The organism is Janthinobacterium sp. DSP2-3-3 (assembly GCF_049897325.1).
Taxonomy (GTDB): Bacteria; Pseudomonadota; Gammaproteobacteria; order Burkholderiales; family Burkholderiaceae_D; genus Janthinobacterium.
Window position 1 is genome coordinate 374754 of record NZ_JAFCWA010000003.1, and the last position, 22422, is coordinate 397175.

Sequence of the window (22422 nt, forward strand, 5' to 3'; positions counted from 1 at the left end):
GTTGGCTTTGATAAGCCGCAATTCGTGGCGTATTTCTGTGGTTGACCCATGCAAGAGTGCTTCTTCTTCACCATTTTGTAGTAAAATTTCACGAAATACTCATTTTTAAGGAAATCCATATGGCGCTGCATCCAGTAGTCGAATCCGTAACAGCGCGCATCATCGCGCGCAGCCGGCCATCGCGCGGCGCCTACCTGGCGCATCTGGATGCGGCGCGCATCCAGGGCGTGCAGCGCGGCGCCTTGTCGTGTACCAACCTGGCGCACGGCTTTGCCGCTTTTCCCGCCAACGACAAGCTGTCGCTGAAAGAATACAAGAAGCCTTCCGTGGCTATCGTATCTTCATACAACGACATGCTGTCGGCGCACCAGCCCTTCGACGGCTTCCCGCAGATCATTAAGCAAGCCGTGCGCGAAGTGGGCGCCGTGGCCCAGTTCGCCGGCGGTGTGCCCGCCATGTGCGATGGCGTGACGCAAGGCCAGCCGGGCATGGAACTGTCGCTGTTTTCGCGCGACACCATCGCCATGTCGACGGCCGTGGCGCTGTCGCACAATATGTTCGACTCGGCGCTGTACCTGGGCGTGTGCGACAAGATCGTGCCGGGCCTGCTGATCGGCGCGCTGCACTTCGGCCATTTGCCGGCTGTCTTCGTGCCGGCTGGTCCGATGACGTCGGGTCTGTCGAACCAGGAAAAAGCCAAGGTGCGCCAGCTGTATGCGCAAGGCAAGGCGACGCGCGAAGACTTGCTCGAAGGCGAATCGAAAGCCTACCATGGCGCCGGTACTTGTACTTTTTATGGTACCGCCAACAGCAACCAGATGCTGATGGAAGTGATGGGGCTGCACTTGCCGGGCGCCGCCTTCATCACGCCGAACACGCCGTTGCGCGATGCGCTGACCGCCGCCGCCGCCCAGCGCGCCGCCGGCATCACGGCGCAAAGCGCCAATTACTTGCCAGTCGGCCATATCGTTGACGAGAAATGTATTGTCAACGCCGTCGTGGGCTTGCTGGCCACGGGCGGTTCGACCAACCACACGCTGCACCTGGTGGCGATCGCCAAGGCGGCCGGCATCGTCATCGACTGGAACGATTTCAACGAACTGTCGGCCATCGTGCCGATGCTCACGCGCATCTACCCGAACGGCGACGCCGACGTGAACCATTTCCACGCGGCCGGCGGCACGGGCTATTTGATCCGCGAACTGCTGGACGCGGGCTTGCTGCACGAAGACGTCAACACCATTCTGGGCCACGGCTTGCGCGCGCACTGCATGGAGCCGTTCCTGGGCGAAGACGGCAAGGTTTTCTGGAAGGACGCGCCCGAGGTCAGCGCCGACGAGAACGTGCTGCGTCCCGCCTCGAACCCGTTCGCGCCGGACGGCGGCATGGTGCTGGTGTCCGGCAACCTGGGCCGCGCCGTCATGAAAGTCTCGGCCGTCAAGCCGCAACACCGCACGGTGGAAGCGCCGGCATTGGTGTTCAATTCGCAGGAAGAGTTCATGACCGCCTACAAGGCCGGCACCCTGGACCGCGACTTCGTTGCCGTGCTGCGCTTCCAGGGCCCGCGCGCCAATGGCATGCCGGAATTGCATGCGTTGACGCCGGCGCTGGCCAACTTGCAGGATGCGGGCCGCCACGTGGCGCTGGTCACCGATGGCCGCATGTCGGGCGCATCGGGCAAGGTACCGGCCGCCATCCACGTCTCGCCTGAAATCCTCGCCGGCGGCCCCCTGGGCCTGGTGCGCGATGGCGACATCATCCGCCTCGACGCCTTCACCGGCGTGCTCGAAGCGCTGGTACCGGCCGACGTCTGGCACGCCCGCGCGCTGGTCACGGCCGACCTGTCGCCGAACCACGTCGGCATGGGCCGCGAGTTGTTTTCCATGTTCCGTTCCACCGTCAGCGCGGCGGAAGAGGGTGCCACCACCTTCGGCCTGCCGTCGCCGATTCCCACCACCGTCGCCTTGCACGACGCCGACAATGTCGGTGATACCGTACCCGGTTCCGATGAAGACTTTTTGGCTAGGAAATAAGAGATGACCATGACACTACTGGAAATTATGCGCACCTCGAGCGTGATCCCCGTGATTGCGATCGACGATCCTGAACACGCCGTACCGCTGGCGCGCGCGCTGGTGGCGGGCGGCATCCGCGTGCTGGAAGTGACCTTGCGCACCAAGCATGGCCTGGAAGCGATCCGCGCCATGTCGGCCGTGCCGGGCGCCATCGTCGGCGTCGGTACGCTCACGCGTCCCGAGGAATTCGTCCAGGCGCGCGATGCGGGCGCCGTGTTTGGCGTCTCGCCTGGCTTGACGTCGGCCCTGGTGGCGGCGGCGAAAAGCAGCGGCTTGCCATTGCTGCCAGGCGTGATGACGCCGGGCGAAGTGATGGCTGCGCGTGAAAACGGCTTCCAGCAGCTGAAACTGTTCCCGGCCGTGCCGGCCGGCGGCATCGGCATGCTCAACGCCATCTACGGCCCGCTGCCGGACATCACCTTCTGCCCGACGGGCGGCATTTCGCAAGAGACGGCATCGCAGTTCCTGGCGTGCAAGAACGTCGCCTGCGTGGGCGGCTCGTGGCTGACGCCGAAGGACGCGATCGCGGCCGGCAACTGGGACCGCATCACGGAAATAGCCAAAGCTGCCAGCGGCCTTCGCTCCGCTTAGTCGTACCTGACATAAGCTACTGCGCGTCGTGCTTTGCGGCCTGCGATGCTCACCGTACTAGAGTACGGTTGCGCTTCTTAGCCACAAATCACTGCCGCTCGCTACGCTTCTGTCAGGTACTTGCAGTTGTAGTACTCTGCAAGCTTTCGTGCTTGCCGCTTCTTTCTTCTGACGGAGTGCTATGCGCGTGCTGCGCCGTCCCCTCACCATCGGCGAAACCGCCATGGCCCGCAGCGTCTTTCAGGGCGCCATCGACTACGCGCGCGTGCGCGTAGTGCGCGGCTCCTTTCTACCGTTTGGCTTGCAGGACCAGAACACGGCGATGACGCCGCGCGGTAGCTTGCACTTCATGCCGGCCCAGTACCGCGACGATTTTTCCCGCGAAGGCAACAGCGGCAAGCTGTTCTTCATCCATGAAATGGTGCACGTGTGGCAGTACCAGCTCGGTTACAGCGTGCTGCTGCATGGCGTGTTGCTGGCGCTGTGCGGCGGCTACATCCGGCAGCGCGCCTACCGCTACGACGTGCAGGCCGGCGGCGTCCTGTCCGACTTCAACATGAAGCAGCAGGGCGACATCATCGCCCACTACTTTGGCGCGCGCCAGTTGGGCATTCCCGCCTACGTGGCAAAGCTGCCGCAACTGCAGGAAATCTTGCAGGGCTTCCTGCTCGACCCTGCCGACCGGCGCTTGCTGCCGCGTTAATGCCACCACAGATGCTAGCGCTACTGCGCCATATTCGAGGCCAGGCGTACGTCCGGCGCGCGCAGGCTGGCCGCCGCATCCTTGCCCAGCAATAAACGCAGGTCGGCGCCCGCGCCGATGCCGCTGTCTGCGGCGGCCTGCAGCTGCGGCATGCCACCCAAGGCCAGGGCCAGCGCGGCGGCCGCCTGCGCATGACCGGGGCGGTAAACGATGCTGCTGGCCTGGACGCCGTACGGCCGCTGGTTGCCCAGCCGCAAGACGCTGATGCCCATGCCGCCCAGCACGCCGCGCATGCGCGCCGCCATCCCCGTTGCGCCATTGCCGTTGATGACTTCCAGCCGTGGCAGTGGTGCCGCTGTCGCTGCCGGTTTTGCCGGAGTCTGCAGGTGGGCGCGCGCTGCTACGGGCGTGTCGCGCCAGCTTAGCGCAAAGATATTCGGCTGCAATTGCGTCAGTTGCAAGCGGCTGGCTGGGGCCGCTGGCGCCGGCGCCAGATCGGGCGCGATGGTGTCAGAGGTGGCATCGACCGCATCGACCGCATCGACTGTTCCGATGCTGCGCGCCAGCGCTGCGATGGCCAGGTCCAGGTTGGCGCGCGCCGGCTGCTGGCCGTTGTCCAGCTGCAGCGACTGGCGCAGCACGGTCGCCGCCTGGGCGTAGTCGCCCTGCAGGTACAGCACATAGCCGAGGTTGTTGTAGGTCCTGGCCGTGGGTGCCTCCTGCGTCAGCGCCTGCAGCATGCTGCGCGCCGTTTCCAGTTGGCCCAGCTGCGCGTGAAGCACGGCGGCGCCATTGCGCGCATCGGGCGACGTGGGCGTCAGCAGCAGGGCTTCGCGGTAGGCAGCCAGCGCCGCGCGCGGGTCGCCCAGTTCCTGCATGCGCTTGCCCAGCTTGCAGAACGCGGCAGTGCGGACGACGGGGCTGTCATCGATGCGTGCCTGTGGCGGCGCCTCGCGGTGGCCTGGGCTGGCCGGGCCGGGCAGGTGGCCGCAGGCGGGCAGCAGGCCGGCGCAAGCGAGCATGAGCATCAGGGTGGTGTGCTGTGACATGGCGGTTCTCCGGTCAGCTGCCGCCGCTCATGCTGGGCAGGAGCACGCGGTAAATTTGCAGAAAGGCTGGTCCCATCAGGACGACCAGCAGCGAAGGGAAGATGAAAAAGATCAGGGGGAACAGCAGCTTGAGGGCGATCTTCGCCGCTTCTTCCTCGGCCATCTGGCGGCGCTTGGTGCGCAGCTGGTCCGACTGCACGCGTAGCGAGGCGGCGATGCTGGTGCCGAAGCGCTCGGCCTGGATCAGCATGGCCACCAGCGCGTCGACATCCTCGACGCCCGTGCGCAGGGCCAGGTTGCGTAGCGCCCGCTCCTTGGTGTTGCCGGCGCGCAGTTCCAGCATCACCAGATGCAATTCCTCGGCCAGCACGGTGCTTTTCAGGGCGATCTCGGCCGCCACCCTAGCCAGCGCCGCGTCCATGGCCAGGCCCGCTTCCACGCACACCGTCATCAAGTCCAGCGCATCGGGAAAGCTTTCGAAGATATCGCGCTGGCGCCGCTTGATCATGTGTTGCAGGACAAAGTTGGGCAGGTAGTAGCCGATGGCGGCCACGATCAGCAGCCAGAACAGGAGAGCCTTGCCCGCCATCTGGCTGCCCGAGGCGCTCAGTCCGAGGAACAGCAGCAGGGGTAGGCCTATGGCCAGCATGGTCTTGGCGGAAAAGAACAGGATGGGCGCCGACGCCTGGCGCAAGCCGGCATTCATGAAGCGCCGGCGCATCACGGAGCCTTCCCAGCCCTGCTCGGGAAGCGACAGTTTGGCCAGCGGACCGCTCAGGCGCACCATGCGCGCCAGCCAGGGGCTGGGCGCCGATGCGCCAGGCGCTGCCGCGCTCTTGCCGGTGGCGTTGTCCATACGCTGGCGCAAGGGATCGGGGGCAAAGCTGCGCATGGCGACCAGTACGGTGCCAAAGACGGCAATGAAGAGCAGGGCGAGAAAGGCGAAATGGACGGGGTTCATGAGGATTCTCCTTGCGGGCTCAGACACGGATGCGGATGATATTGCGCATGACAAAGACGCCGCACACCATCATCAGCAGGGCGGCGACGAGCATCTTGCGTCCGCCCGGGTCGACAAACAGCATTTCCAGGAACTGCGGATTGGTCAGCTGGATCATGGCCGCCGCGCCGAAGGGCAGCAGCGACAGGATCCAGGCCGACAGCCTGCCTTCTGCCGACAGCACGCGCACCTGTCCCAGCAGCTTGATGCGCTCGCGGATGATGCGGCTGATGCTGTCGAGCAGCTCGGCCAGGTTGCCGCCCGTTTCGCGCTGGATCAGCACGGCGATGACGAAATAGCGCAAGTCCGTGCTGGGCACGCGCGTGGCCAGGTTCATCAGGGCGTCCTGCATGGCGATGCCGAAATTGACTTCGTCGAAGGTGGCGCGAAATTCCACGGCCAGCGGCGCGTTCATTTCATCGCCGACCATTTTCAGGGCGGTGGGGAAGGCATGGCCGGCGCGCAGGGCGCGCGCCATCAGGTCGAGCGCATCGGGCAATTGCTGTTCGATGCGCTGCAGGCGCTTGGCCTTGGCGCGCAAGACCAGCAGCAGCGGCAGCAGGGCCGCGCCGGCCACTAGCGGCAGGCGCAGCAGCCACGGTACGCTGAAGTAGCTCAGCAGCAAAAACGCGGTGCCGGCCGTGGCCAGCATCACGCCGGCGAAGCTGGCCACGCTCCAGCTCAGGCCCGATTGCTCCAGCAGGCGGTCGAGCGCATGCACGCGGGGCACGCTGAGCAGCACGCGCTGCAGGGCCGGGGTGTCGCTCAGCAGGCGCTTCTTGATCATCGAGCTGCCCGTGTCGCCATGCGCGCCGGCCGACATGATGCGCAGGCGGCGCGCGACCCTTTCCGCTTCGGGGCCGCGCGAGGTATTCCATGCCAGGTACAGACCCTCGATCAGCAGCACTACGGCGATGAAGGTGAGGATGGCGAATACGTAATAGAGATAGTCCATGATGCTCCCCTTAATGGTACTGGCGGGCGGGATCGAACAGGGTTTCCGGCAGGCTGATGCCGAAGGCGCGCAAGCGCTCCAGGAAATGCGGTCGTACGCCGCTGGCATGGAAATGTCCCTGCACCGTGCCGTCCTCGCCGATGCCCGTCTGGCGGAAGGTGAAGATTTCCTGCATGGTGATCATCTCGCCTTCCATGCCCGTGATTTCCTGGATCGAAATGATCTTGCGCTTGCCGTCCGTCAGGCGCGCTACCTGCACCACCACGCTGACGGCAGAACTGATCTGCTGGCGCATGGCCTTCACGGGCAGGCCCGCCGATGCCATGCTGATCATGTTTTCCAGGCGCGTCAGCGCGTCGCGCGGGGTGTTCGCGTGAATGGTGGCCATCGACCCTTCGTGGCCCGTGTTCATCGCCTGCAGCATGTCGAGCGCCTCGGCGCCGCGCACCTCGCCGAGGATGATGCGGTCGGGCCGCATGCGTAGCGCGTTGCGCACCAGCGCCCGCTGCGTCACTTCACCCTTGCCTTCGATGTTCGCGGGCCGTGTTTCCAGGCGCACCACGTGCGGCTGCTGCATCTGCAGTTCGGCCGCGTCTTCGATGGTGACGATGCGTTCGGCCGTGCTGATGAAGCCAGAAATTGCATTCAGCATGGTGGTCTTGCCGCTGCCCGTGCCGCCCGAGATCAGGATGTTGACCTTGGCCTTGCCCAGCGCCTGCAGGGTGGTGCTCATTTCTTCCGTCAGGCTGTGCTTGAGCATCAGGTCGGCCAGGCGCAGCGGCTGGGCCGAGAAGCGGCGGATCGACATCACGGGGCCGTCGATGGCCAGCGGCGGGATGATGGCGTTGACGCGCGAACCGTCGGGCAGGCGCGCATCGACCATGGGACTCGACTCGTCGATGCGCCGGCCCACGCGCGAGACGATCTTGTCGATGATCTTCATCAGGTGGGCATCGTCGGTGAAGCAGATGTCGCTCAGCTCCAGGCGGCCGTGGCGCTCGACATACACCTGGCGGTAGGTGTTGACGAGGATGTCGGACACGCCGGGATCGGCCAGCAGCGGTTCGAGCGGGCCGAAGCCGAGTACCTCGTCCTGGATGTCGCGGATCAGCGAGCGCCGTTCCAGCTCGTTGATCACCACATTATCTTCCGTGAGCACGTCGCTGACGAGGATTTTCAGCTCGTCGCGGATCTGCTCGCGCGACAGGCGCTGCATGCCTTCCAGGTCGACGCGGTCGAGTAGCGCCTGGTGGGTACGGTGCTTGAGTTGCTGGTAGCTCTGGCTAGCTGCGCCCTGGTGCGCGGCATCGTCATTCAGGCTGGCGTCATCCTGGGCATAGCCCAGGCGGTCCCGCAGGGTGAGTTTTTCGGCAGTCATGGTCGGTCTCCGGTGAATGGGCGTGTTCGGCTTGAATATCAGGCTGGGGCATCAGGCACGCGCCAGCAGCCGCGAAACCCAGCCTTGCGCGGCAGGCGGGGTTTCGCCGGCCAGGCTGGCGGCCAGTTCCTGCAGGGCGCGCGAGACGGGATTGTGCGACGCCAGCTTGAGGATGGGCACGCCCTGGCTGACGGAGGCCGCCACCGCCTCGTAATGGTTGGGGATGGATTTGTAGACGTGCTTGCCATACGCCGCTTCCAGGTCGGCCACGCGGATGCTGTCGCTGCTCGCATAGCGGTTCAGGATCAGGCGGATCTTGTCTTCGCGGTAGCCGAGGCCACGGAACACATCGAGCAGGCGCTTGCCGTCGCGCACATACGGCAAGGTTGCCTGCAGCACGGGGAAGATCAGGTCGGCCCGGTCCAGCGCGCGCACGCTGACGGGATCGAGGCCGCGTCCCACGTCGAGCAGGATGTAGTCGTACTGGCTGCGCGCCAAGGTCAGCAAACGGTCGATATGCTCCGCTTCGACGTCGGCCGCATGGGCGGGATCGTCGGCGGCGGCCAGCACGCTGTAGGCGGGCGTGACCTGGATCATGCTGGCGCTGAGCAGCGAAGCGTCGAGGCGCACGATCTGCTGCGACAGCTGCGACAGGGTGGTGGCCGGCTTGTGGTCCGAGACGAACAGGGCGGCGTCGCCGAACTGCAGGTTCAGGTCGAACAGCGCTACCTTGCGCTGCTCGCCGGCGGCCAGCGCGTAGCCGAGGTTGGCGGCGATGAAGGTGGCGCCGCTGCCGCCCTTGCACGAGACGAAGGCCAGCACCTGGCCCTTGCGCGTGACCTGCTTTTGCAGCTTGTCTTCGATGCGGCGCAGCGCGGCGCACAGGCCCGCATCGTCGTCGGGCGGCAGCACTTCGCGTACGCCCGCGCGCATCGAGCGCAGCAGGAATTGCGGACTTTGCTGCGGACATTGCACGATGATGGCGAGGTTTGGATGGCGCCCGCCCAGCAGCTCCAGCTGTTCCAGCTCCGCCTCGCCCGTCTGCTCCTGCTCCAGCAGCAGCAAGTCCGGTGTGACGCCGTTGTCGAAGACATCCGGTATGCTCGCCAGCAGCGCGACGCGGTCGGCCGCGCTGCGTTCGCGCAGCAAGCGGGTGAGCCGCTTGAGCTGGGCTTCATTCTTCGAGACGATGACGATATTCACTTGGTACTCCCGGTAATGGCGTTCAATTGATCTGGAAGCCCAGGCTTTCGGCGTGCATGACCACGACCGAGGCTGGCACGGCGATATTGAGAAAACCGAACAGGCTGACCATCGGCGTATAGCTGACGTTGTCGATCGACACGCGCACGCTGTCGATGCAGCTGGCCGTGCGCGTGATGTCGCCGCAGGCCGACAGGTTGTCGCCCGGGTCGAGCGGCGGCAAGGTCACTTCGGCGCCGCTCTTGTTCAGGTAGCGGATGGTGATGTTGGCGGCCGTCAGTTCCGGGGCGGCCGGCAGGGCCGTGCCGCCGAACAGGGCCAGCGTCTTGACGGTGTCGGTCTGGTCGATCCAGCGCACCACCGCTTCGCGCGCTGCGCGGCGGCTCACTTCCTGCACCGTGTTGTACAGGTACAGCATGCGGCCGAATTCGAGGATGCCGAACAGCAGGGTGAAAAACAGCAGCGCCACCAGGGCGAATTCGACGGCGGCGGCGCCGCGCTGGCACCCGGCTGGGGGAGGCGATGAAAGGCGGTGGCGCATGGCATTCTCCTTACAGCATGTAGCGCATGGTGGTGCGCGGCGAGAGCGGCGTGGCATAGCTGCTGGCCGCGCCGATCACGAACGGCAGGTACTGGCCTACCGACAGCGTGTAGTTGACGACTTCGACGCGGATGCCGCCTGGCGCCGTGCCATCGGCGCAGCTGCTGTCGTTGAACGCCGCGTCCAGGCAAGTGACCGTCACGTTGGCCGTGGTGAAGTCGTTGATGCCGGCGCTGATGGCCGCATCAACCACCGTCTGCCTGGCCGCCGGCACGCCCTGCGAGGCGATGCCGGCCTTGGCCTTGACGGACATATTGCGTGCCGCGTCGCGCGTGGCCTTGGTCAGCGCGTCGTAGTACCAGAAGGCGCGGCCGAAGCCGAAGATGCCGGCCAGCAGGGTGACCAGCAGGGCCAGCACGATGCCGAATTCGACGGCGGCGCCGCCGTGCTGCCTTGGGTGGGAAAAGTGGGTGTGCATGGCCGCCTCACTTGTAAAGTTTGATTTCGGAATTCGGCACGGGCTCGATCAAGCCTGCGAACTCGACGTCGAGGCGCTTCGTGCCGCCGCTGAAATCGGCTTTCATCGTCATGAAGAATTTGCCGATGCCCACCGTGTTCATGCTGCCGCAGGAGGCCGGCCCCACGGGCGCCGTGCGGCAGTCGACCAGTACCACGTTGAGGATACGCCGGTTGTTCCGGCCCGGATGGGCCACCGACGGCGCCTGGAACGTGGGGCCGCTGGTCTGGTTGTACGGCGAAGGCGGCGTGCCGACGGGGAAGGAGGCACCAGGGCTGACGGGGTAGCTGGCCGTGTCGAAGTAATTCGCCTTGGCCGTGCTGTACATGGGATTGGCGTTGCCGTCCGCGACGCTATAGGCCGTGCCGGCCTTGGCCGGGGTGGCGCCATTGCTTTGGTAAGCGGGGCCGTAGGACCACAGCACGCCATAGCCGGCGAACTGGGCCTGGGCCGCCGTCACGGGCGTCGTGAAGGTTGGCGGCAGGCGGTAATTCGGCTTGTTGCCGGCCAGGCTGACCGATTGCTGGCTGGGCAAGGTGCTGGCGCCCGGCTCCATCCAAGCGGTGGGCGGCGAGTTGGCCGCGCTGGCGACGCAGGGAGACGAGCCGCCCTTGCATGGATATTCCTTGATGTTGGTATCGGGCGGTGCCGTCGCGGGGTCGCACACGGATGGCGAAGAATAATCGTCGAAGCGCGAATTGAGGGCGGCCGCGATCTTGCCGGCACTCAAGCCCGTGTTCGTGTAGACCTTGCCCGAGCCGCCGCTGACGACGGCGCTGCTGCCCGTGCACATGAACGGCGCGGTGGAATTGGCACTGGAATGCGAAGCGTCGCAGGCGCCAGGGGGCGCATCGACAGGGTTGATCAGGTAGGGATCGGACGGGCCGCCCAGCGGATTGAGGCCGAACAGGTTGTAGGTGACGCCGCGGCGAAAACCGAATTCCAGCAGTTCCGTCAGGCCCGTGCCGGCCGGTGCTGCGGGATATGTATATTGCGCCGTCTTGTTGGCCGGATCGACGGCGCACACGCCGATCGGCGTGACGTCGTTGACGAAGCGGCCCGCCACGGCCACGCCCGAGGTGCTGGTGCTGGCAATGCCGGCGATGCCCATCAGGTAGGTGGCGAAGGTCTTGCTGCCCGTATCGATGCGGATGAAGGTCTGGCCCTGGGGACTGGTGCGGGCGCTAGCGCCGGACGACCAGGGGCCGTCCGGGCTGGGGCCGAAGCCGATGTTGGCGGCCGTGATGGTCAGCGCGGTGGAAAAATCGTAGCGGTTCTTTTGCGCGATGGCGATGGCCTTGGCCTGCGCATTGTCGATGCCGGCCGCGCTTTGATTGAGTTCCACGGCGCCTGCCAGGGCGGCACTGTCGGCGCCATTTTGCAGTTCGGTCTTGGCGATGTACAGGTGGCCCAGGTCCAGCACCAGGCCACCCATGGCAAACAGCACCACCAGGGTCAGCCCCAGCACGATGGCGATCGCGCCCTGCTGCTTGTCGTGCCTGCGGAATGCGGTTTTCATGGCTGTCTCCTGGTGGCCTGGGGGAAGTGCATCGCGGGATTGGCGCCTACTGGCGTCCGCCCACGCCGATGGTGAAGACATTCGGTTGCGGTTCCGGCGCCGCAAACGATTTCTGGTAGCGCTGGTAGGCGCTGGCGCCGGCCTTGCCGTCGATGCCGCTGACAGGGTTGGTATTGCGGTAGGCGTCCGGATACATGATCTGCTGCGCTTTGAGCAGGGCCACCGATTCGCCAAAGTGCGAATCGAGGACGGGCGTGGTGGTGGCGGTGCAGCCGGCCAGCAGGCAAAACAGGGCGGTGCAAGGCAGGTAAAGTGCGTTTTTCATGGTGTTCTCCTATTTGAGGTCGAAGCCGGCGGCAGGCTGGGGCGCGGCCGCTTGCGGCTGCATGGGCGCTGCTTGCGCTGCGGGGGCGGGCGCGCTGCCTTCCATTTTTCCCTGCATGAATATGTCGCCGCGCGTCGGCTGGATGTAGCCGTCGGTGGGCAGCTTGTAGTCGGGCGGCAGCGGCTTGACCAGGTGCGGCGTGATGATGAAGACCAGTTCCGAGCGGTCCGTCTGGAAGTCCGTGCTGCGGAACAGGGCGCCCAGCACGGGCACTTCGCCCAAGCCCGGCAAGGCCTTGATATTGCTGGTCACGTTGTTCTTGATCAAGCCGCCGATGGCGAAGCTCTGGCCATCGAACAGCTGCACCGTGGTGGTGGCGCGCCGCGTCGTAAACGAAGGCAGGATGGCCGTGGCCGAGATGCCGGTGGCGGTGATGCCGATGCCGTCCTTGTTCAGGTCCGACACTTCCGGCGCCACCTTCAGGTTGATGCGTCCCCCTTCGAGCACGGTGGGTGTGAATTTCACGGCCACGCCGAACTCCTTCTCTTCCAGCGTGATGGTGGGCACGCCGTTATTGTTGGTCTGGCTGACGGGGATGAAGATTTTGCCGCCGGCCAGGAAGCTCGCCTCCTGGCCGCTGATGGCCATGATGTTCGGTTCGGCCAGTACCTTGATCAGGCCATCGCGTTTTTGCGCGTCGAGGTTGAAGAAGTTGTTCTTGCTGGCGCCGCTCAAGCCGCTGGGATTGTTGCTGAGCAGGCTGGATAGCAGCGAGTACGACCAGCTGCCGATGGTCTTGTTGATGCCCAGGCTGGCGCCCAGTTGGTCGACCAGCACCTTCGACACTTCGGCCACCTTCACTTCCAGCATCACCTGCTGCGGCGCGGCGATCGACAGCAGGTTGATCACGCGCGACATGCCAGCATCCGGCGCAGCTGCGGGGGCGGGAGCGGCGGCGCCTGCGGCTGGCGCGGCGCCGGAGGCGGCCGAGCCGCTGCGGGCGCTGCGCTGCACATAGGCGTTGGCCAGCGACAGGGCCTGGTCGGCCTTGACGACATCGCTGACCATGCCCGACAGGATCAAGGTGTCGCCCGCCACCGTGACGTGGATCTTTTCGTTCGGCAGCAGTTCGGCCATGCGTGCCTGCAGGCTGCTGCTGTCGATGCCGACGGCCAGGTCGATGATGGTGGCGTCATTGTTCTTGTTCCACAGGATCAGGTTGGTGGTGCCGACGGAACGCCCCAGCAGGTACACCTCGTTGGGATTGAGCAGGATGACGTCGGCGATGCGCGGATCGCCGACCGACATGCGGCTGGCGGCAAACGGCAGGCGCATCAGGGTCGACTTGCCTTCGGCCAGACTCATTTGCGGTGCCATCTCGGTGCGGCCGGCGCGCGATGCGCTTTGCGGCGGCGTGGCCTTGGGTCGGGCGGCGATCCGGCTGCTACTGGCGGTGCCGGTTTCGGCGGCAACGGCGGTGGCGGCAGCGGCGACGGGTTCGCTGCGTGCCTGCGGCGCCAGGGCGCCTATCATGGCGAGGGCAAGCGCCAGGCTGAGTACCCGGCTTTCGCTTGCTGTGCAATATGTGCTCATGGCGTGACTCCTCTGGTGCAGGTTAGAATTGTTGGGAGCTGCGTTCCAGCCCCTTGATGACATCGACGCGCGGACCGGCCTGTGGCGCAACTGCGGCGGCAGGACGGCGGCGGGGGAGCGGCTTGGCTTGCACCATGGCGGCGGGGGCGGCAATGGTGACTTTTTCATCGAGCAAACTGGACTTGGTGGCGCCCTCCGTGTTGACGGGCTTGTCCTCGACCTGGTTGCGCAGCACCAGCGACAGGGTGCCCACGCTGCGCGCCAGGTCGAGTTTTTCCGCCTGTTCCGGCGTCAGCTCCAGGGTCACGGCGTTGACCACCTTGGGCTTGGTGTCGTCGCGGCTCGATTCCTGGGCAATGGCTAGCACGAGGATGCGTTCGAGCACGATCTTGGAAATGTTCGGATCGCGGTCCGGCGTCTTGCGGGCGCCTTCGCCCTGGGTATTAACAAGGATGTCGACGAAGTTGCCGGGCAGGGCGAAGCCGGCCACGCCCACCACATCGTTGACGCGCACGGTCATGGCGCGCTTGCCCTCGGCGACGACGGCCGACAGGCCGCCTTGCGTGCCGGGAGGCGCCAGCTTGCCTTCCATGATCGGTTCGCCGTGCTGGATGCTGGTGCGCGTGACGCGCGTTTCCAGCAGCTTCGGATCGTTGATGGCGCCCGGCGGTAGCGCGTTCGATGGCCAGTCGACCATGCGCACCATGTCGGGCGTGAGGCGTGCCCCCAGGCTGATGTCGACCTGGGCCACGGCGACCTTGTTGATATTGCCCGAGGCTTGGGCATTGATCCAGCGCGCGGCCACGATGACCGCGGCGAACGCCAGGATGACCGCGATGGCCATCATCGTCAGAGCGCGTGCGTTTCTCATTTTGCTTCCCCTTTGTGCTGGACCGCTGCCGGTCCGTTATGTGTGCTTGCAAGGTCGTCATCGCTGCCGAAATAGTTTTCCCATGCCCAGAACAGGATTTCCGGAGACAGTTGCGCCGCGTGGTCTTCATAGCGCGCCTGGTCGCAGATCTGCGCGAGGATGTCGCGCGGATAGCAGGCCAGCAAGGGCCGCTGATACTGGCTGTGCAGGTGCAGCAGGTAGGTGTACGAGGCTTCGTCGAAATTGATGCCCAGCTGGGCGCAGGTGCTGCGGAACACGGCCAGGTAGTGGTAGGCGCTCAGGGGGCCTACGTGAATCTTGTAGCCGATGCGGCGCAGGAAGGAGTCGTCGGCCAGGTGCTGCGGCGCCAGGTTCGACGAGAACACGACGATGACGTCGAAGGGCACGGGGAACTTATAGCCCGTGTGCAGCGACAGGTAATCGATATGCCGCGCCATCGGCACGATCCAGCGGTTCATCAGTTCCACGGGTGAGCAGCGCTGGCGGCCCAGGTCGTCGATGATGAAGATGCCGTTGTTGGCCTTCAGGTGCAGCGGTGCCTGGTACAGCCGGGTGCCCTGGTCGAATTGCAGGTCCAGCATGTCGAGCGTCAGCTCGCCGCCCGTCAGCACGGCGGGGCGCTGCGCGCGCACCCAGCGGGGGTCGGACGGCACGGAGCCGCCGCGCGACAGGGTGTGCAGCATGGGGTCGAGGAAGGGCAGCACTTCGCCATCGACCATCACCGCATGGGGCAGGGCGATGGCGCCGCTGAGCAGCCCGTTCAGGCGCTCGGCCAGGTAGCTCTTGCCGCTGCCGGCGGGACCGTGGAAGAACAGGGCGCGCCCGGAATTCATGGCTGCACCCAGCTGGTCGAGCACGGCCGAACTGGCCACCACGTCGCGGAATTCGCGTTGCACGTCGTCGCGGGTGACCTGCATGTCCGCCACGCTTTGCGCCAGCACCTGGTTGCTGTAATCGGCCAGGGTGACGGGGGCGGGGCCGCTGTAGGCATTGCGGCGCATGTACTCGGCGGCGCGCAGGCGGCCCTGGTCGCCCAGCAGGTAATACAGGTCGGCATCGGTGCCGTTGCCGCCGTTGCGGCGCGCCTCGCACAGTTTTTCGGCGCGCATGAAGGTGAGCAGCGGTTCGAGTATGCCGGCGCCCAACTTGACGTGCGTCGATAGGGCGGGCAGGCCGATCTGGCCACGCAGGAAGAGTATCTTGACCAGCAGTTCGACCAGGAACAGGAAGGGCAATCCCGTTTCCTCGACGGTGCGTGGCGCGCGCTTGGCGGCCGGCTCGATGCCGCCGCCGTCGCTGCGTTCTGGATAGGTGTCAGGCATGATAGGTGCTCCTCGTTCGGGTGGCCGGATGTCAGAAGATGAAGGGCAGCAGGCGGTACTTCACTTGCCGCATGTAGACGCGATAGCGCACGTCGTTGGACAGGAAGCGCTCTTCGCGCAGCAAGCGTGCCACCATCATGCTGATCGTCGCGACGTAGGCCACGGCATTGGCTGGCGAGGTATTGGCCAGCAAGTAGCCGCTCAGGGAAATCAGGTAACTGGCATACAGGGGATGGCGTATCACTCGGTAGACGCCGCCCGTCTTGATTTCGCGCTGCGCCGCCACCAGGCCGAAGCTGCGGTTCAGCGACAGCAGGCCGGCGATCTGCAGCAGACTGCCGACGGCCAGCAGGTAGCGCGCGTTGGGCCAGATGGCCATGTCGGCAGGCGAGAGCAGGAAGGGGGCGAAGGTGGCGCCGATGGCCAGCAGCCAGTCGCCCGCATTGGTGGAGACGCTGACGGGGGCCGAGCGCACGATGAAGAACAGGGCAGCCAGGGTTTCGGCGGCGCAGAACAGCAAATAGCTCCAGTCGCCGCTGTGCAGGAATCCCACCACGTGGGCACTGGCGAAGAACGTCCACAGGGCGGCCATGGCGATGCTGGTGAGCAGGCTGGCGCCCCGGGAGTGGCAGAGGGTAGCGAGGGTGGTGAGGGTGTCCATGGTCAGGTCCTATGTTGGCGGGCAGGCGGCGCGTTTCAGCGCAGGCTCCACAGATGGGTGTAATGCAGGAACACCTGCAGCGCGGTGCCGCTGGCAATGGCGAATGCGTAGGCCAGCTTGCCGGTGGCCGGTGGCGGCTCGGCGATCGTGGCGGCGCCGCCGGCAAGGCTGTGCAGCAGCGCGCCCAGCATCATGTGATAGGTGTTTTTCAGCACCTGGCGCAGGCGCTGGCCGGCCAGTGCGGCGGCCAGCGCCAGCACGCCGCCGCACAGGAATGTGAGCAGGGCAGCTTCCAGCACGGCATCGGGACCGAGGAAGGCGCCGCACATGGCCATCAGCTTGACGTCGCCGGCACCCAGGGCGCGCAGCAGGTACATGGGCAGCAGCAAGGCCAGTCCGGCGCCGGCGCCGGCCAGTGCCTGCAGCAGTCCCAGGCCGCCGAAGGACGCGTCGAACAGGCCTGCGCCGGATGGCACGAAGCTGTTGAGGATTAGTCCCGTCAGCGTGCCCCACAGCACCAGCAGGTTGGGGATGCGGCGCGTGCGCAGGTCGTGCCACAGGGCGGCGGCGAGCAGGCTGGCCAGCACGGCTAAGCACAGCAGCATGGGCAGGTGGAGGTTCATGATGTCAGTCCTTCCTTGCTTATGCAGGGCACCGTGACCAGATTCATGGCGGGTACCGCGGCCTGGCTGCCCAGCAGCCGTCCCACCAGGTGCCACACCAGCGCCGCGCCGGCCGCGCCCACATAGCCGTCTAGCGCATAGTGCCAGCCCAGGTGGATGGAGCCGAGCAGGATCAGCACGGCGAAGGCGGACAGCGCGATCCCGGCGGCGCGGTTGACGTGCCAGCCCATGATGGCCATCAGCGTGGCCGTGGCCACGTGCATGCTGGGCATGGCGGAGATGCCCAGTTCGCCGTTCGCGCCCTTGCTTTGATAGCCTTGCCACAGCATGTCCTGCACTTGCAGGGCCCAGACGGGGACGTGTTGGTTGGCGTCGCGCAGGTAGGCCATCAGCGGTGCATACGGGTCGCTGGCGTGCAGGTGGCCGTAGTAGCAGGGGCCGACTGAGGCAAACAGCACGGCCATGATGCTGCCCAGGGTGATCCAGGTCAGCGCAAAGCTGAGCAAGAACTGCATGCGCAACAGCGGGCGGCGCGTATCAAGGATGAGCCAGTACAGCACGGCGTAAAACAGGAAGAACCAAAAGTGGTAGCTGACGTTGAGCAGGCCCGTGACCAGCGGGTGGCCCAGCAGCGGCTGCAGCCTTTCCCATGGGGCTTGGCCGCCATGCAGCGCGATGTCCCAGGCGGACAGACTGGCATCCCAGGTGTAGGGGTGCAGGCGCGGGATGGCGGCCTTGAAGACGGTGAAGCTGGACGCGAAGATGGGGATCAAGAGCATGGCCGGCAGCGCGTGCAGCAGGCGCTCGTTGCTCAGGTAGCGGCGCAGATCGTGGTACAGGTAGTGGCACAGGCGGTGCGGACGCTGCATCAGCATGACATGGATGGTGTAGCCGCACAGGATGAAGATGGGGCCCGTGAGGATGGCCACGAGGAAGCCGGCCAGCACATTCAGAATGTCCGAGGCGCTGGGCAGGCTGCCGGCCAGCAGCGTTGCGGCGGCGGCGTACAGCAGCACGATCAGCAGCAGGGCACGGTGGGTGCGCAGCGAGGCGCGCAGGGTATTCATGACATGGCCAGGACTACCTGGTCCTTGACGTAGACAAACAGCTGCTTGACCTGGTCGCCGAGCACGGTGATCGTGATTACCAGCACTGCCGCGATCAGGCCCGCCAGCAGCGCGTATTCGATCGCTGTGACGGCCGACTCGTCGGATACACGGCTGAAGAGAGATTTCACGATGGGCCTCGCTATGCGTCATCAAGGTGGGTGTGCCGGTAATGGGGGGAGCGTAGTCCGGGCTGGCGCTGGGCCGGCCCGGACAGCACCGGATCAGTTCGCGGCGGTGAGCTTGGTGCCGATGGTGCTGAAGGTCTTTTTCAGCTGCGTGCCGACGATGGTGACGGCGGCGATGATCACCACGGCAATCAGGGCAGCGATCAGGCCATACTCAATTGCAGTGACGCCATCTTCTTCGCGGATAAAGTTTTTGATGAGGTTCATGACAACTCCTAGCGGTGGTTAAGGTACAGCGGTGGGTAAAACGGTATTGCAGCTTGGTTTCCTGGTGCTTCGACCTGGCGCTTTCATGGGCTCTCGCCCAGTGCCAGCAGTCCGATGATGCACACCACCGCCATGAGCGCCGCCACCAGTGCATAGCGGTAGAACGCAGCTTTTTCCTTGCCTTGCAAATAGGTGATCAGGGCTGTCGGAAGAAACTTGTCAAGGCGCATGCTGTGCTCCGTGTCGTGGTGGCCGCGCGGTGATCTGCACTCCGGTAAAACCACTATAGAAGTCAGCAGCTTGATCTACATCAGAAGAACATCCTTTTATTGCAAGGAGGAACTGCTTGTTTTTTTCGTGACAATTGTCATGGTCGAGTTTGGCGCGCGCAGGGGCGAAGGGGGGCCGTGTCGGTGGCTGGCGAAGGGGGCGGCGGGGAGGGCGTGCGCGGCCGTGCAGTGGCCGTGCAGGGGGACAGTGGCGTCAGGCGCCGGGCGGCAATTCGCCCAGCTGGTGTTTGGTGGCGTAGGCGTACAGTTCCAGGCGGTTGTACACGTCCAGCTTGCGGTAGATCGATGTCAGGTGATTGCGCAAGGTGTGTTCGGAGATGAACAACTGGTCCGCCAGCAGCTTGGCCGGCGTGCCGCTGCCGTGCACCAGCGCGGCGATGATCTTTCTTTCCTTGAGGGTCAGGCTGGCGACGGCGATGGCATGCGCCGAGCCGCCGCCGGGCTGGGTCAGTTGCGTCAGCATGCGTCCCAGCATCGCGTGCTCCAGCCACAGCTCGCCCTTGTACACCTTTTCGATGGCCTTCAATACCATCTCCGCCGGCGCGTCCTTGCTGACGATGCCGCGCGCGCCCTTGAGCACCGTCTGGTCCAGGATGGCTTGGTCGTGGCTAGCCGTCAGCACCAGCACGCGCGTGCTGCCGCACTGCGCCAGCGCGGGCAGGATGGCCAGCGAGCTGATGCCTCCCAGGTCGAGGTCCAGCACGATCACATCCGGTTGCAGCGTCTTTGCCTGCTCCAGCGCCTCGGCGCTGTCGGACGCCGTGGCGACCACCCGCATGCCCGAGTGCTCGCCGCCGATCAGCCGCTCCAGGCCCCACAGCATGGTCTTGTGATCGTCCACCAGCATGACGCTGATGACATGGCTGACCGGTGGCATGTAGCGTACGTCATTCATATGGGGATCTCGATCTGTACGGAGGTGTTGCCCAGCATGCTGTGCGTGACGCGGGCCGTGCCACCGAGGGCGGCGGCGCGCTCGGCCAGCGAGTCGGGCAGGAAGTCGGGCACGTGCGCGGCCGCACATTCATTGTCGATGCTGATGTGCAGCGCGCCCTGCACGCAGGTCAGCTTGACGGCGCCGTGGCGCGCCGACGTATGCTTGCGGATATTGCTCATGCCTTCGTTGACGATCTGGAACACCTCGGCCGCCAGGCGGTCGTTGATGTGCAGGTCGCCTTCGATATGCAGGGCGATGTCGATGCCATAGAATTCGCGGATCTGCGTGGCCTGGCGGCGCAGTGCGACCAGCAGTTCCGGCTCGCTTTGTACTTGGCCATTCTTGAACGTGCGCGCGTAGCTGCGCAGGTCGGTGATCACCTGGCCCGACATGATGATCAGTTTTTCCAGCTCGGGCAGTAAAGGATTGCCCGGCGTGGCTTCATTGCGCAGGGCGGCCAGGCCATGGCGCAAGCCGATATACGGCTGCACGGCCGTGTCGTGCAGGTCGCGCGCGATCTTTTCGCGCTCGCGCGAGGCCGCCTGCGACGCCAGTCGGTCGAGCAGATCGATGTTTTCAATGACGGGAAACGCCTGCGCGCCGATATGGCTGAGAAACAGGGCGTCCGTCTTGCTCATGCTGGTGGCGGACACGATAAAGATGCGGCCTTTGCCATTGCGCAAGGGCAGCGGCGCGCTGATGAAGGCGTGCGCTTCGAGCAGTTCGGCCAGGCGGGCTCCTGCCGCGTCGTCATGCCGCAGCCAGCGCCCGCTGTCGGGATCGAGCATGCGCGAGCCGCCTATCCACGGCAGCCAGGGGCCGGCGGGCTGGTTGTACAGCGCGATTTTATCGTGCGGGAAAGCCAGCAGGGGACTGGCCGCATCCTCGCTGAGGAGCGAGCTGGTGTGCACGACGCCCGTTGCTGTATGCAGCACGCTGCGCAGCGACCAGACGCGAGTACCCTTGTCTTGCATGATCAGCAGGCAACTGCGGCCGTTGAAATAACCGCGGGTTTTTTCCAGCACCGAGGTAATGGTCTGGTCGACGCCGAAGCGGGGGTTCGACAGTTGGCTGACATCGCGCAGCAGCGCCAGGTGGCTGCGCTGGGTGATGGCGGAGCCGCCCCAGTAGGCGATCATGTAGCCGAGCGCCAGCAGGAAGGTGGTGCGCAGCAGCAGGCGCGACAGTTCCGCCTCCGTTTCGCCGAACAGGGCGGTGGCGGCGAACAGGCCGGCCGAGGCCAGGGTCACGCGCGCACCTTCCTCGAAGCCGCGCTGGAACGACGAGGTCAGGATGGCAAAGAAAAAAAACAGGAAGAATAAATTGTTGTGGCCGCTGGTGGAAAACACGATCAGCGCATACCAGGCCACGTCCAGCCAGTAGAGCAGAATATCTTCCGGCAAACTAAGGCCCAAGACGGCCAGCACATACAGCAGCAGGCTGTGCAGGGTATACGCGGAAAAGATCAGCCAGGTGATCTTGCTCAGCTTGCCGGCGCTTTCGTGGTCGATGAACAGGGTCAGCAAGGTGGCGCTCGACAGCAGCAGGCGCATGCCGTTCACCATGGTCGTATCCATGCCGGCGCCCGGCAAGCCGGATCTGAGGGGAGGATCGAGATTCACAAGCGCTCCTGGCCGTGTCCCGCATGGACGGGCCATGCGCTGGGATAGATACCACAGATAAATTCTTGTTGTTGTTGCTGCAATCAGTAACGAGTGTACGCACACGCCGTAAAGATGTCTACTGGAATCCTTTTTCTAGCGTTGCTTTTTTTACAGCGGCTGTACCATCACGCGGTTGCGCCCGGCGCCTTTGGCCAGGTACAGGGCGCGGTCGGCGGCGCCGATCAGGGCGGCGATGGCCAGCGGCTGTTGCGGGTGCTGCGTGGCGATGCCGATGCTGACCGTGATGTGCTTGACGTCGTTGCCCGCCTTGGCATGCGGAATGCGCAGTTCGGCCGCCCGCAGGCGGATCGCCTCGGCCATGCGCAGCGCCTGTGCCGCGTCCGTGTCGGGCAGGATGGCGGCAAATTCCTCGCCGCCATAGCGCGCCAGCAGGTCGGTGGGACGCTGCAGCATGGCGGCCAGTTCGGCTGCCACGCGGATCAGGCAGTCGTCGCCCTGCTGGTGGCCGTAATGGTCGTTGTAATCCTTGAAATGGTCAATGTCGATCATCAGCAGCGACAGGGGGCTGCTGGTGCGCATCGCGCGCCGCATTTCCTTCTCGATCGCCACGTCGAAGTGGCGGCGGTTGGCGATGCCCGTCAAACCATCGGAAAAGGTTTGCGAGCGCAAGACCATGGTCTGTTCGCGCAGCAGCTTTTCGCGGCCCACGGCGATGGTGACATCATTGATCTGGATCAGGCAGTGGCGCGGCGAACCGGGCAGATTGATCGGCGTGACGGCGATAGCCTGCTGCATGCGTTCCTGGCCTTCCACCGTGCCAGCGGCCGCACCATGCGGGTACAGGGCAAACGGCGCCTTGTGCAGCGTTTGCGACAGCAGCGACTGGAAATTGTCGCGCAGCGCCTGGGTGATGGCCGAATCGATGCGCTTGTGCCGCAGTTCCGGATAGACGGCGAAGAAGTCCTGGCCCAGCACGGCGTCGGCCTGGCACGCCGAGTGGCGCGCCATCCAGTGGTTCCACAGCACGATGCGGTGCTGCTCATCGAGCACGATGGCACCCAGGTTGACGGCACCGAGTATGCTTTCGAGCAGGGCGAGTCGGTGTAAGGCATCCGGCATGAT

The 22422-nt window shown here is 65.2% G+C and carries 24 protein-coding genes; 3 read left to right on the plus strand and 21 right to left on the minus strand.

The window, feature by feature from the left end:
- Positions 1–119 precede the first annotated feature (119 nt).
- From edd to ACP7DE_RS08465, 3 genes are all read left to right on the plus strand, one after another.
- On the plus strand, positions 120–2033 hold the full coding sequence (gene edd, locus ACP7DE_RS08455) for a phosphogluconate dehydratase (protein WP_426071669.1): 1914 nt from the start codon (positions 120–122) through the stop codon (positions 2031–2033).
- Between the two features lie 3 nt (positions 2034–2036).
- A complete protein-coding gene (gene eda, locus ACP7DE_RS08460) occupies positions 2037–2666 on the plus strand; it encodes a bifunctional 4-hydroxy-2-oxoglutarate aldolase/2-dehydro-3-deoxy-phosphogluconate aldolase (RefSeq protein WP_010400696.1) in 630 nt (209 codons plus the stop codon).
- A 181-nt stretch (positions 2667–2847) separates the two neighbouring features.
- On the plus strand, positions 2848–3369 hold the full coding sequence (locus ACP7DE_RS08465) for a Rhs element Vgr protein (protein ID WP_426071670.1): 522 nt from the start codon (positions 2848–2850) through the stop codon (positions 3367–3369).
- Between the two features lie 20 nt (positions 3370–3389).
- Here ACP7DE_RS08465 and ACP7DE_RS08470 read toward each other — a convergent pair whose 3' ends face one another.
- The 21 genes from ACP7DE_RS08470 to ACP7DE_RS08570 all read right to left on the minus strand — a co-directional run bounded on the left by ACP7DE_RS08470 (position 3390) and on the right by ACP7DE_RS08570 (position 22419).
- Positions 3390–4418 carry a tetratricopeptide repeat protein gene (locus ACP7DE_RS08470; RefSeq protein ID WP_426071671.1) on the minus strand — a complete coding sequence of 343 codons (1029 nt, stop codon included), beginning with the start codon at positions 4416–4418 and terminating at the stop codon, positions 3390–3392.
- Positions 4419–4431: 13 nt separating this feature from the next.
- Positions 4432–5379 carry a type II secretion system F family protein gene (locus tag ACP7DE_RS08475; protein WP_426071672.1) on the minus strand — a complete coding sequence of 316 codons (948 nt, stop codon included), beginning with the start codon at positions 5377–5379 and terminating at the stop codon, positions 4432–4434.
- Positions 5380–5398: 19 nt separating this feature from the next.
- Positions 5399–6373, minus strand: a complete 975-nt coding sequence (locus ACP7DE_RS08480; protein WP_426071673.1) for a type II secretion system F family protein — start codon at positions 6371–6373, stop codon at positions 5399–5401.
- A gap of 10 nt (positions 6374–6383) precedes the next feature.
- Positions 6384–7751 (minus strand): CpaF family protein, encoded by a 1368-nt coding sequence (locus ACP7DE_RS08485; RefSeq protein ID WP_426071674.1) that lies wholly within the window; start codon positions 7749–7751, stop codon positions 6384–6386.
- Between the two features lie 51 nt (positions 7752–7802).
- Positions 7803–8954 carry an AAA family ATPase gene (locus ACP7DE_RS08490; protein WP_426071675.1) on the minus strand — a complete coding sequence of 384 codons (1152 nt, stop codon included), beginning with the start codon at positions 8952–8954 and terminating at the stop codon, positions 7803–7805.
- 22 nt (positions 8955–8976) lie between these two features.
- Entirely contained in the window at positions 8977–9495 is a 519-nt protein-coding gene (locus ACP7DE_RS08495) for a TadE/TadG family type IV pilus assembly protein (RefSeq protein WP_426071676.1), read from the minus strand.
- A gap of 10 nt (positions 9496–9505) precedes the next feature.
- Positions 9506–9973: a TadE family protein gene (locus ACP7DE_RS08500; RefSeq protein ID WP_426071677.1), complete on the minus strand. Its 468-nt coding sequence runs from the start codon at positions 9971–9973 to the stop codon at positions 9506–9508.
- A gap of 7 nt (positions 9974–9980) precedes the next feature.
- On the minus strand, positions 9981–11531 hold the full coding sequence (locus ACP7DE_RS08505; protein ID WP_426071678.1) for a pilus assembly protein TadG-related protein: 1551 nt from the start codon (positions 11529–11531) through the stop codon (positions 9981–9983).
- Positions 11532–11577: 46 nt separating this feature from the next.
- Positions 11578–11856 carry a hypothetical protein gene (locus ACP7DE_RS08510; protein WP_426071679.1) on the minus strand — a complete coding sequence of 93 codons (279 nt, stop codon included), beginning with the start codon at positions 11854–11856 and terminating at the stop codon, positions 11578–11580.
- Between the two features lie 9 nt (positions 11857–11865).
- On the minus strand, positions 11866–13449 hold the full coding sequence (locus tag ACP7DE_RS08515) for a type II and III secretion system protein family protein (RefSeq protein ID WP_426071680.1): 1584 nt from the start codon (positions 13447–13449) through the stop codon (positions 11866–11868).
- Between the two features lie 22 nt (positions 13450–13471).
- Positions 13472–14320 carry a Flp pilus assembly protein CpaB gene (cpaB, locus tag ACP7DE_RS08520; RefSeq protein WP_426071681.1) on the minus strand — a complete coding sequence of 283 codons (849 nt, stop codon included), beginning with the start codon at positions 14318–14320 and terminating at the stop codon, positions 13472–13474.
- Positions 14317–15663, minus strand: a complete 1347-nt coding sequence (locus tag ACP7DE_RS08525) for an ATP-binding protein (RefSeq protein ID WP_426071682.1) — start codon at positions 15661–15663, stop codon at positions 14317–14319. The genes cpaB and ACP7DE_RS08525 overlap by 4 nt, the downstream gene beginning before the upstream one ends.
- A gap of 31 nt (positions 15664–15694) precedes the next feature.
- On the minus strand, positions 15695–16324 hold the full coding sequence (locus ACP7DE_RS08530; RefSeq protein ID WP_426071683.1) for a methyltransferase family protein: 630 nt from the start codon (positions 16322–16324) through the stop codon (positions 15695–15697).
- A gap of 35 nt (positions 16325–16359) precedes the next feature.
- Positions 16360–16947, minus strand: a complete 588-nt coding sequence (locus ACP7DE_RS08535; RefSeq protein WP_426071684.1) for a prepilin peptidase — start codon at positions 16945–16947, stop codon at positions 16360–16362.
- Positions 16944–18014, minus strand: coding sequence for a phosphatase PAP2 family protein (locus ACP7DE_RS08540; protein WP_426071685.1), 1071 nt, complete (start codon positions 18012–18014; stop codon positions 16944–16946). Before ACP7DE_RS08540 ends, ACP7DE_RS08535 begins: the two co-directional genes overlap by 4 nt.
- Positions 18011–18184, minus strand: a complete 174-nt coding sequence (locus tag ACP7DE_RS08545) for a Flp family type IVb pilin (RefSeq protein ID WP_426071686.1) — start codon at positions 18182–18184, stop codon at positions 18011–18013. The genes ACP7DE_RS08540 and ACP7DE_RS08545 overlap by 4 nt, the downstream gene beginning before the upstream one ends.
- 93 nt (positions 18185–18277) lie before the next feature.
- Positions 18278–18448 (minus strand): Flp family type IVb pilin, encoded by a 171-nt coding sequence (locus tag ACP7DE_RS08550; RefSeq protein ID WP_076568067.1) that lies wholly within the window; start codon positions 18446–18448, stop codon positions 18278–18280.
- A gap of 83 nt (positions 18449–18531) precedes the next feature.
- Positions 18532–18678, minus strand: coding sequence for a hypothetical protein (locus tag ACP7DE_RS08555; protein ID WP_157814672.1), 147 nt, complete (start codon positions 18676–18678; stop codon positions 18532–18534).
- A gap of 253 nt (positions 18679–18931) precedes the next feature.
- Positions 18932–19633: a response regulator gene (locus ACP7DE_RS08560; protein ID WP_426071687.1), complete on the minus strand. Its 702-nt coding sequence runs from the start codon at positions 19631–19633 to the stop codon at positions 18932–18934.
- On the minus strand, positions 19630–21297 hold the full coding sequence (locus tag ACP7DE_RS08565) for a sensor histidine kinase (protein WP_426071688.1): 1668 nt from the start codon (positions 21295–21297) through the stop codon (positions 19630–19632). The genes ACP7DE_RS08560 and ACP7DE_RS08565 overlap by 4 nt, the downstream gene beginning before the upstream one ends.
- A gap of 150 nt (positions 21298–21447) precedes the next feature.
- A complete protein-coding gene (locus ACP7DE_RS08570; RefSeq protein WP_426071689.1) occupies positions 21448–22419 on the minus strand; it encodes a diguanylate cyclase in 972 nt (323 codons plus the stop codon).
- Between the last annotated feature and the right edge of the window lie 3 nt (positions 22420–22422).

Bases quoted from the DNA above. Each gene is read 5' to 3' on its own strand.
- edd (WP_426071669.1), top strand. From the start codon at position 120: ATGGCGCTGCATCCAGTAGTCGAATCCGTAACAGCGCGCATCATCGCG.
- eda (WP_010400696.1), top strand. From the start codon at position 2,037: ATGACCATGACACTACTGGAAATTATGCGCACCTCGAGCGTGATCCCC.
- ACP7DE_RS08465 (WP_426071670.1), top strand. From the start codon at position 2,848: ATGCGCGTGCTGCGCCGTCCCCTCACCATCGGCGAAACCGCCATGGCC.
- ACP7DE_RS08470 (WP_426071671.1), bottom strand. From the start codon at position 4,418: ATGTCACAGCACACCACCCTGATGCTCATGCTCGCTTGCGCCGGCCTG.
- ACP7DE_RS08475 (WP_426071672.1), bottom strand. From the start codon at position 5,379: ATGAACCCCGTCCATTTCGCCTTTCTCGCCCTGCTCTTCATTGCCGTC.
- ACP7DE_RS08480 (WP_426071673.1), bottom strand. From the start codon at position 6,373: ATGGACTATCTCTATTACGTATTCGCCATCCTCACCTTCATCGCCGTA.
- ACP7DE_RS08485 (WP_426071674.1), bottom strand. From the start codon at position 7,751: ATGACTGCCGAAAAACTCACCCTGCGGGACCGCCTGGGCTATGCCCAG.
- ACP7DE_RS08495 (WP_426071676.1), bottom strand. From the start codon at position 9,495: ATGCGCCACCGCCTTTCATCGCCTCCCCCAGCCGGGTGCCAGCGCGGC.
- ACP7DE_RS08500 (WP_426071677.1), bottom strand. From the start codon at position 9,973: ATGCACACCCACTTTTCCCACCCAAGGCAGCACGGCGGCGCCGCCGTC.
- ACP7DE_RS08505 (WP_426071678.1), bottom strand. From the start codon at position 11,531: ATGAAAACCGCATTCCGCAGGCACGACAAGCAGCAGGGCGCGATCGCC.
- ACP7DE_RS08510 (WP_426071679.1), bottom strand. From the start codon at position 11,856: ATGAAAAACGCACTTTACCTGCCTTGCACCGCCCTGTTTTGCCTGCTG.
- ACP7DE_RS08515 (WP_426071680.1), bottom strand. From the start codon at position 13,449: ATGAGCACATATTGCACAGCAAGCGAAAGCCGGGTACTCAGCCTGGCG.
- cpaB (WP_426071681.1), bottom strand. From the start codon at position 14,320: ATGAGAAACGCACGCGCTCTGACGATGATGGCCATCGCGGTCATCCTG.
- ACP7DE_RS08525 (WP_426071682.1), bottom strand. From the start codon at position 15,663: ATGCCTGACACCTATCCAGAACGCAGCGACGGCGGCGGCATCGAGCCG.
- ACP7DE_RS08530 (WP_426071683.1), bottom strand. From the start codon at position 16,324: ATGGACACCCTCACCACCCTCGCTACCCTCTGCCACTCCCGGGGCGCC.
- ACP7DE_RS08535 (WP_426071684.1), bottom strand. From the start codon at position 16,947: ATGAACCTCCACCTGCCCATGCTGCTGTGCTTAGCCGTGCTGGCCAGC.
- ACP7DE_RS08540 (WP_426071685.1), bottom strand. From the start codon at position 18,014: ATGAATACCCTGCGCGCCTCGCTGCGCACCCACCGTGCCCTGCTGCTG.
- ACP7DE_RS08550 (WP_076568067.1), bottom strand. From the start codon at position 18,448: ATGAACCTCATCAAAAACTTTATCCGCGAAGAAGATGGCGTCACTGCA.
- ACP7DE_RS08555 (WP_157814672.1), bottom strand. From the start codon at position 18,678: ATGCGCCTTGACAAGTTTCTTCCGACAGCCCTGATCACCTATTTGCAA.
- ACP7DE_RS08560 (WP_426071687.1), bottom strand. From the start codon at position 19,633: ATGAATGACGTACGCTACATGCCACCGGTCAGCCATGTCATCAGCGTC.
- ACP7DE_RS08570 (WP_426071689.1), bottom strand. From the start codon at position 22,419: ATGCCGGATGCCTTACACCGACTCGCCCTGCTCGAAAGCATACTCGGT.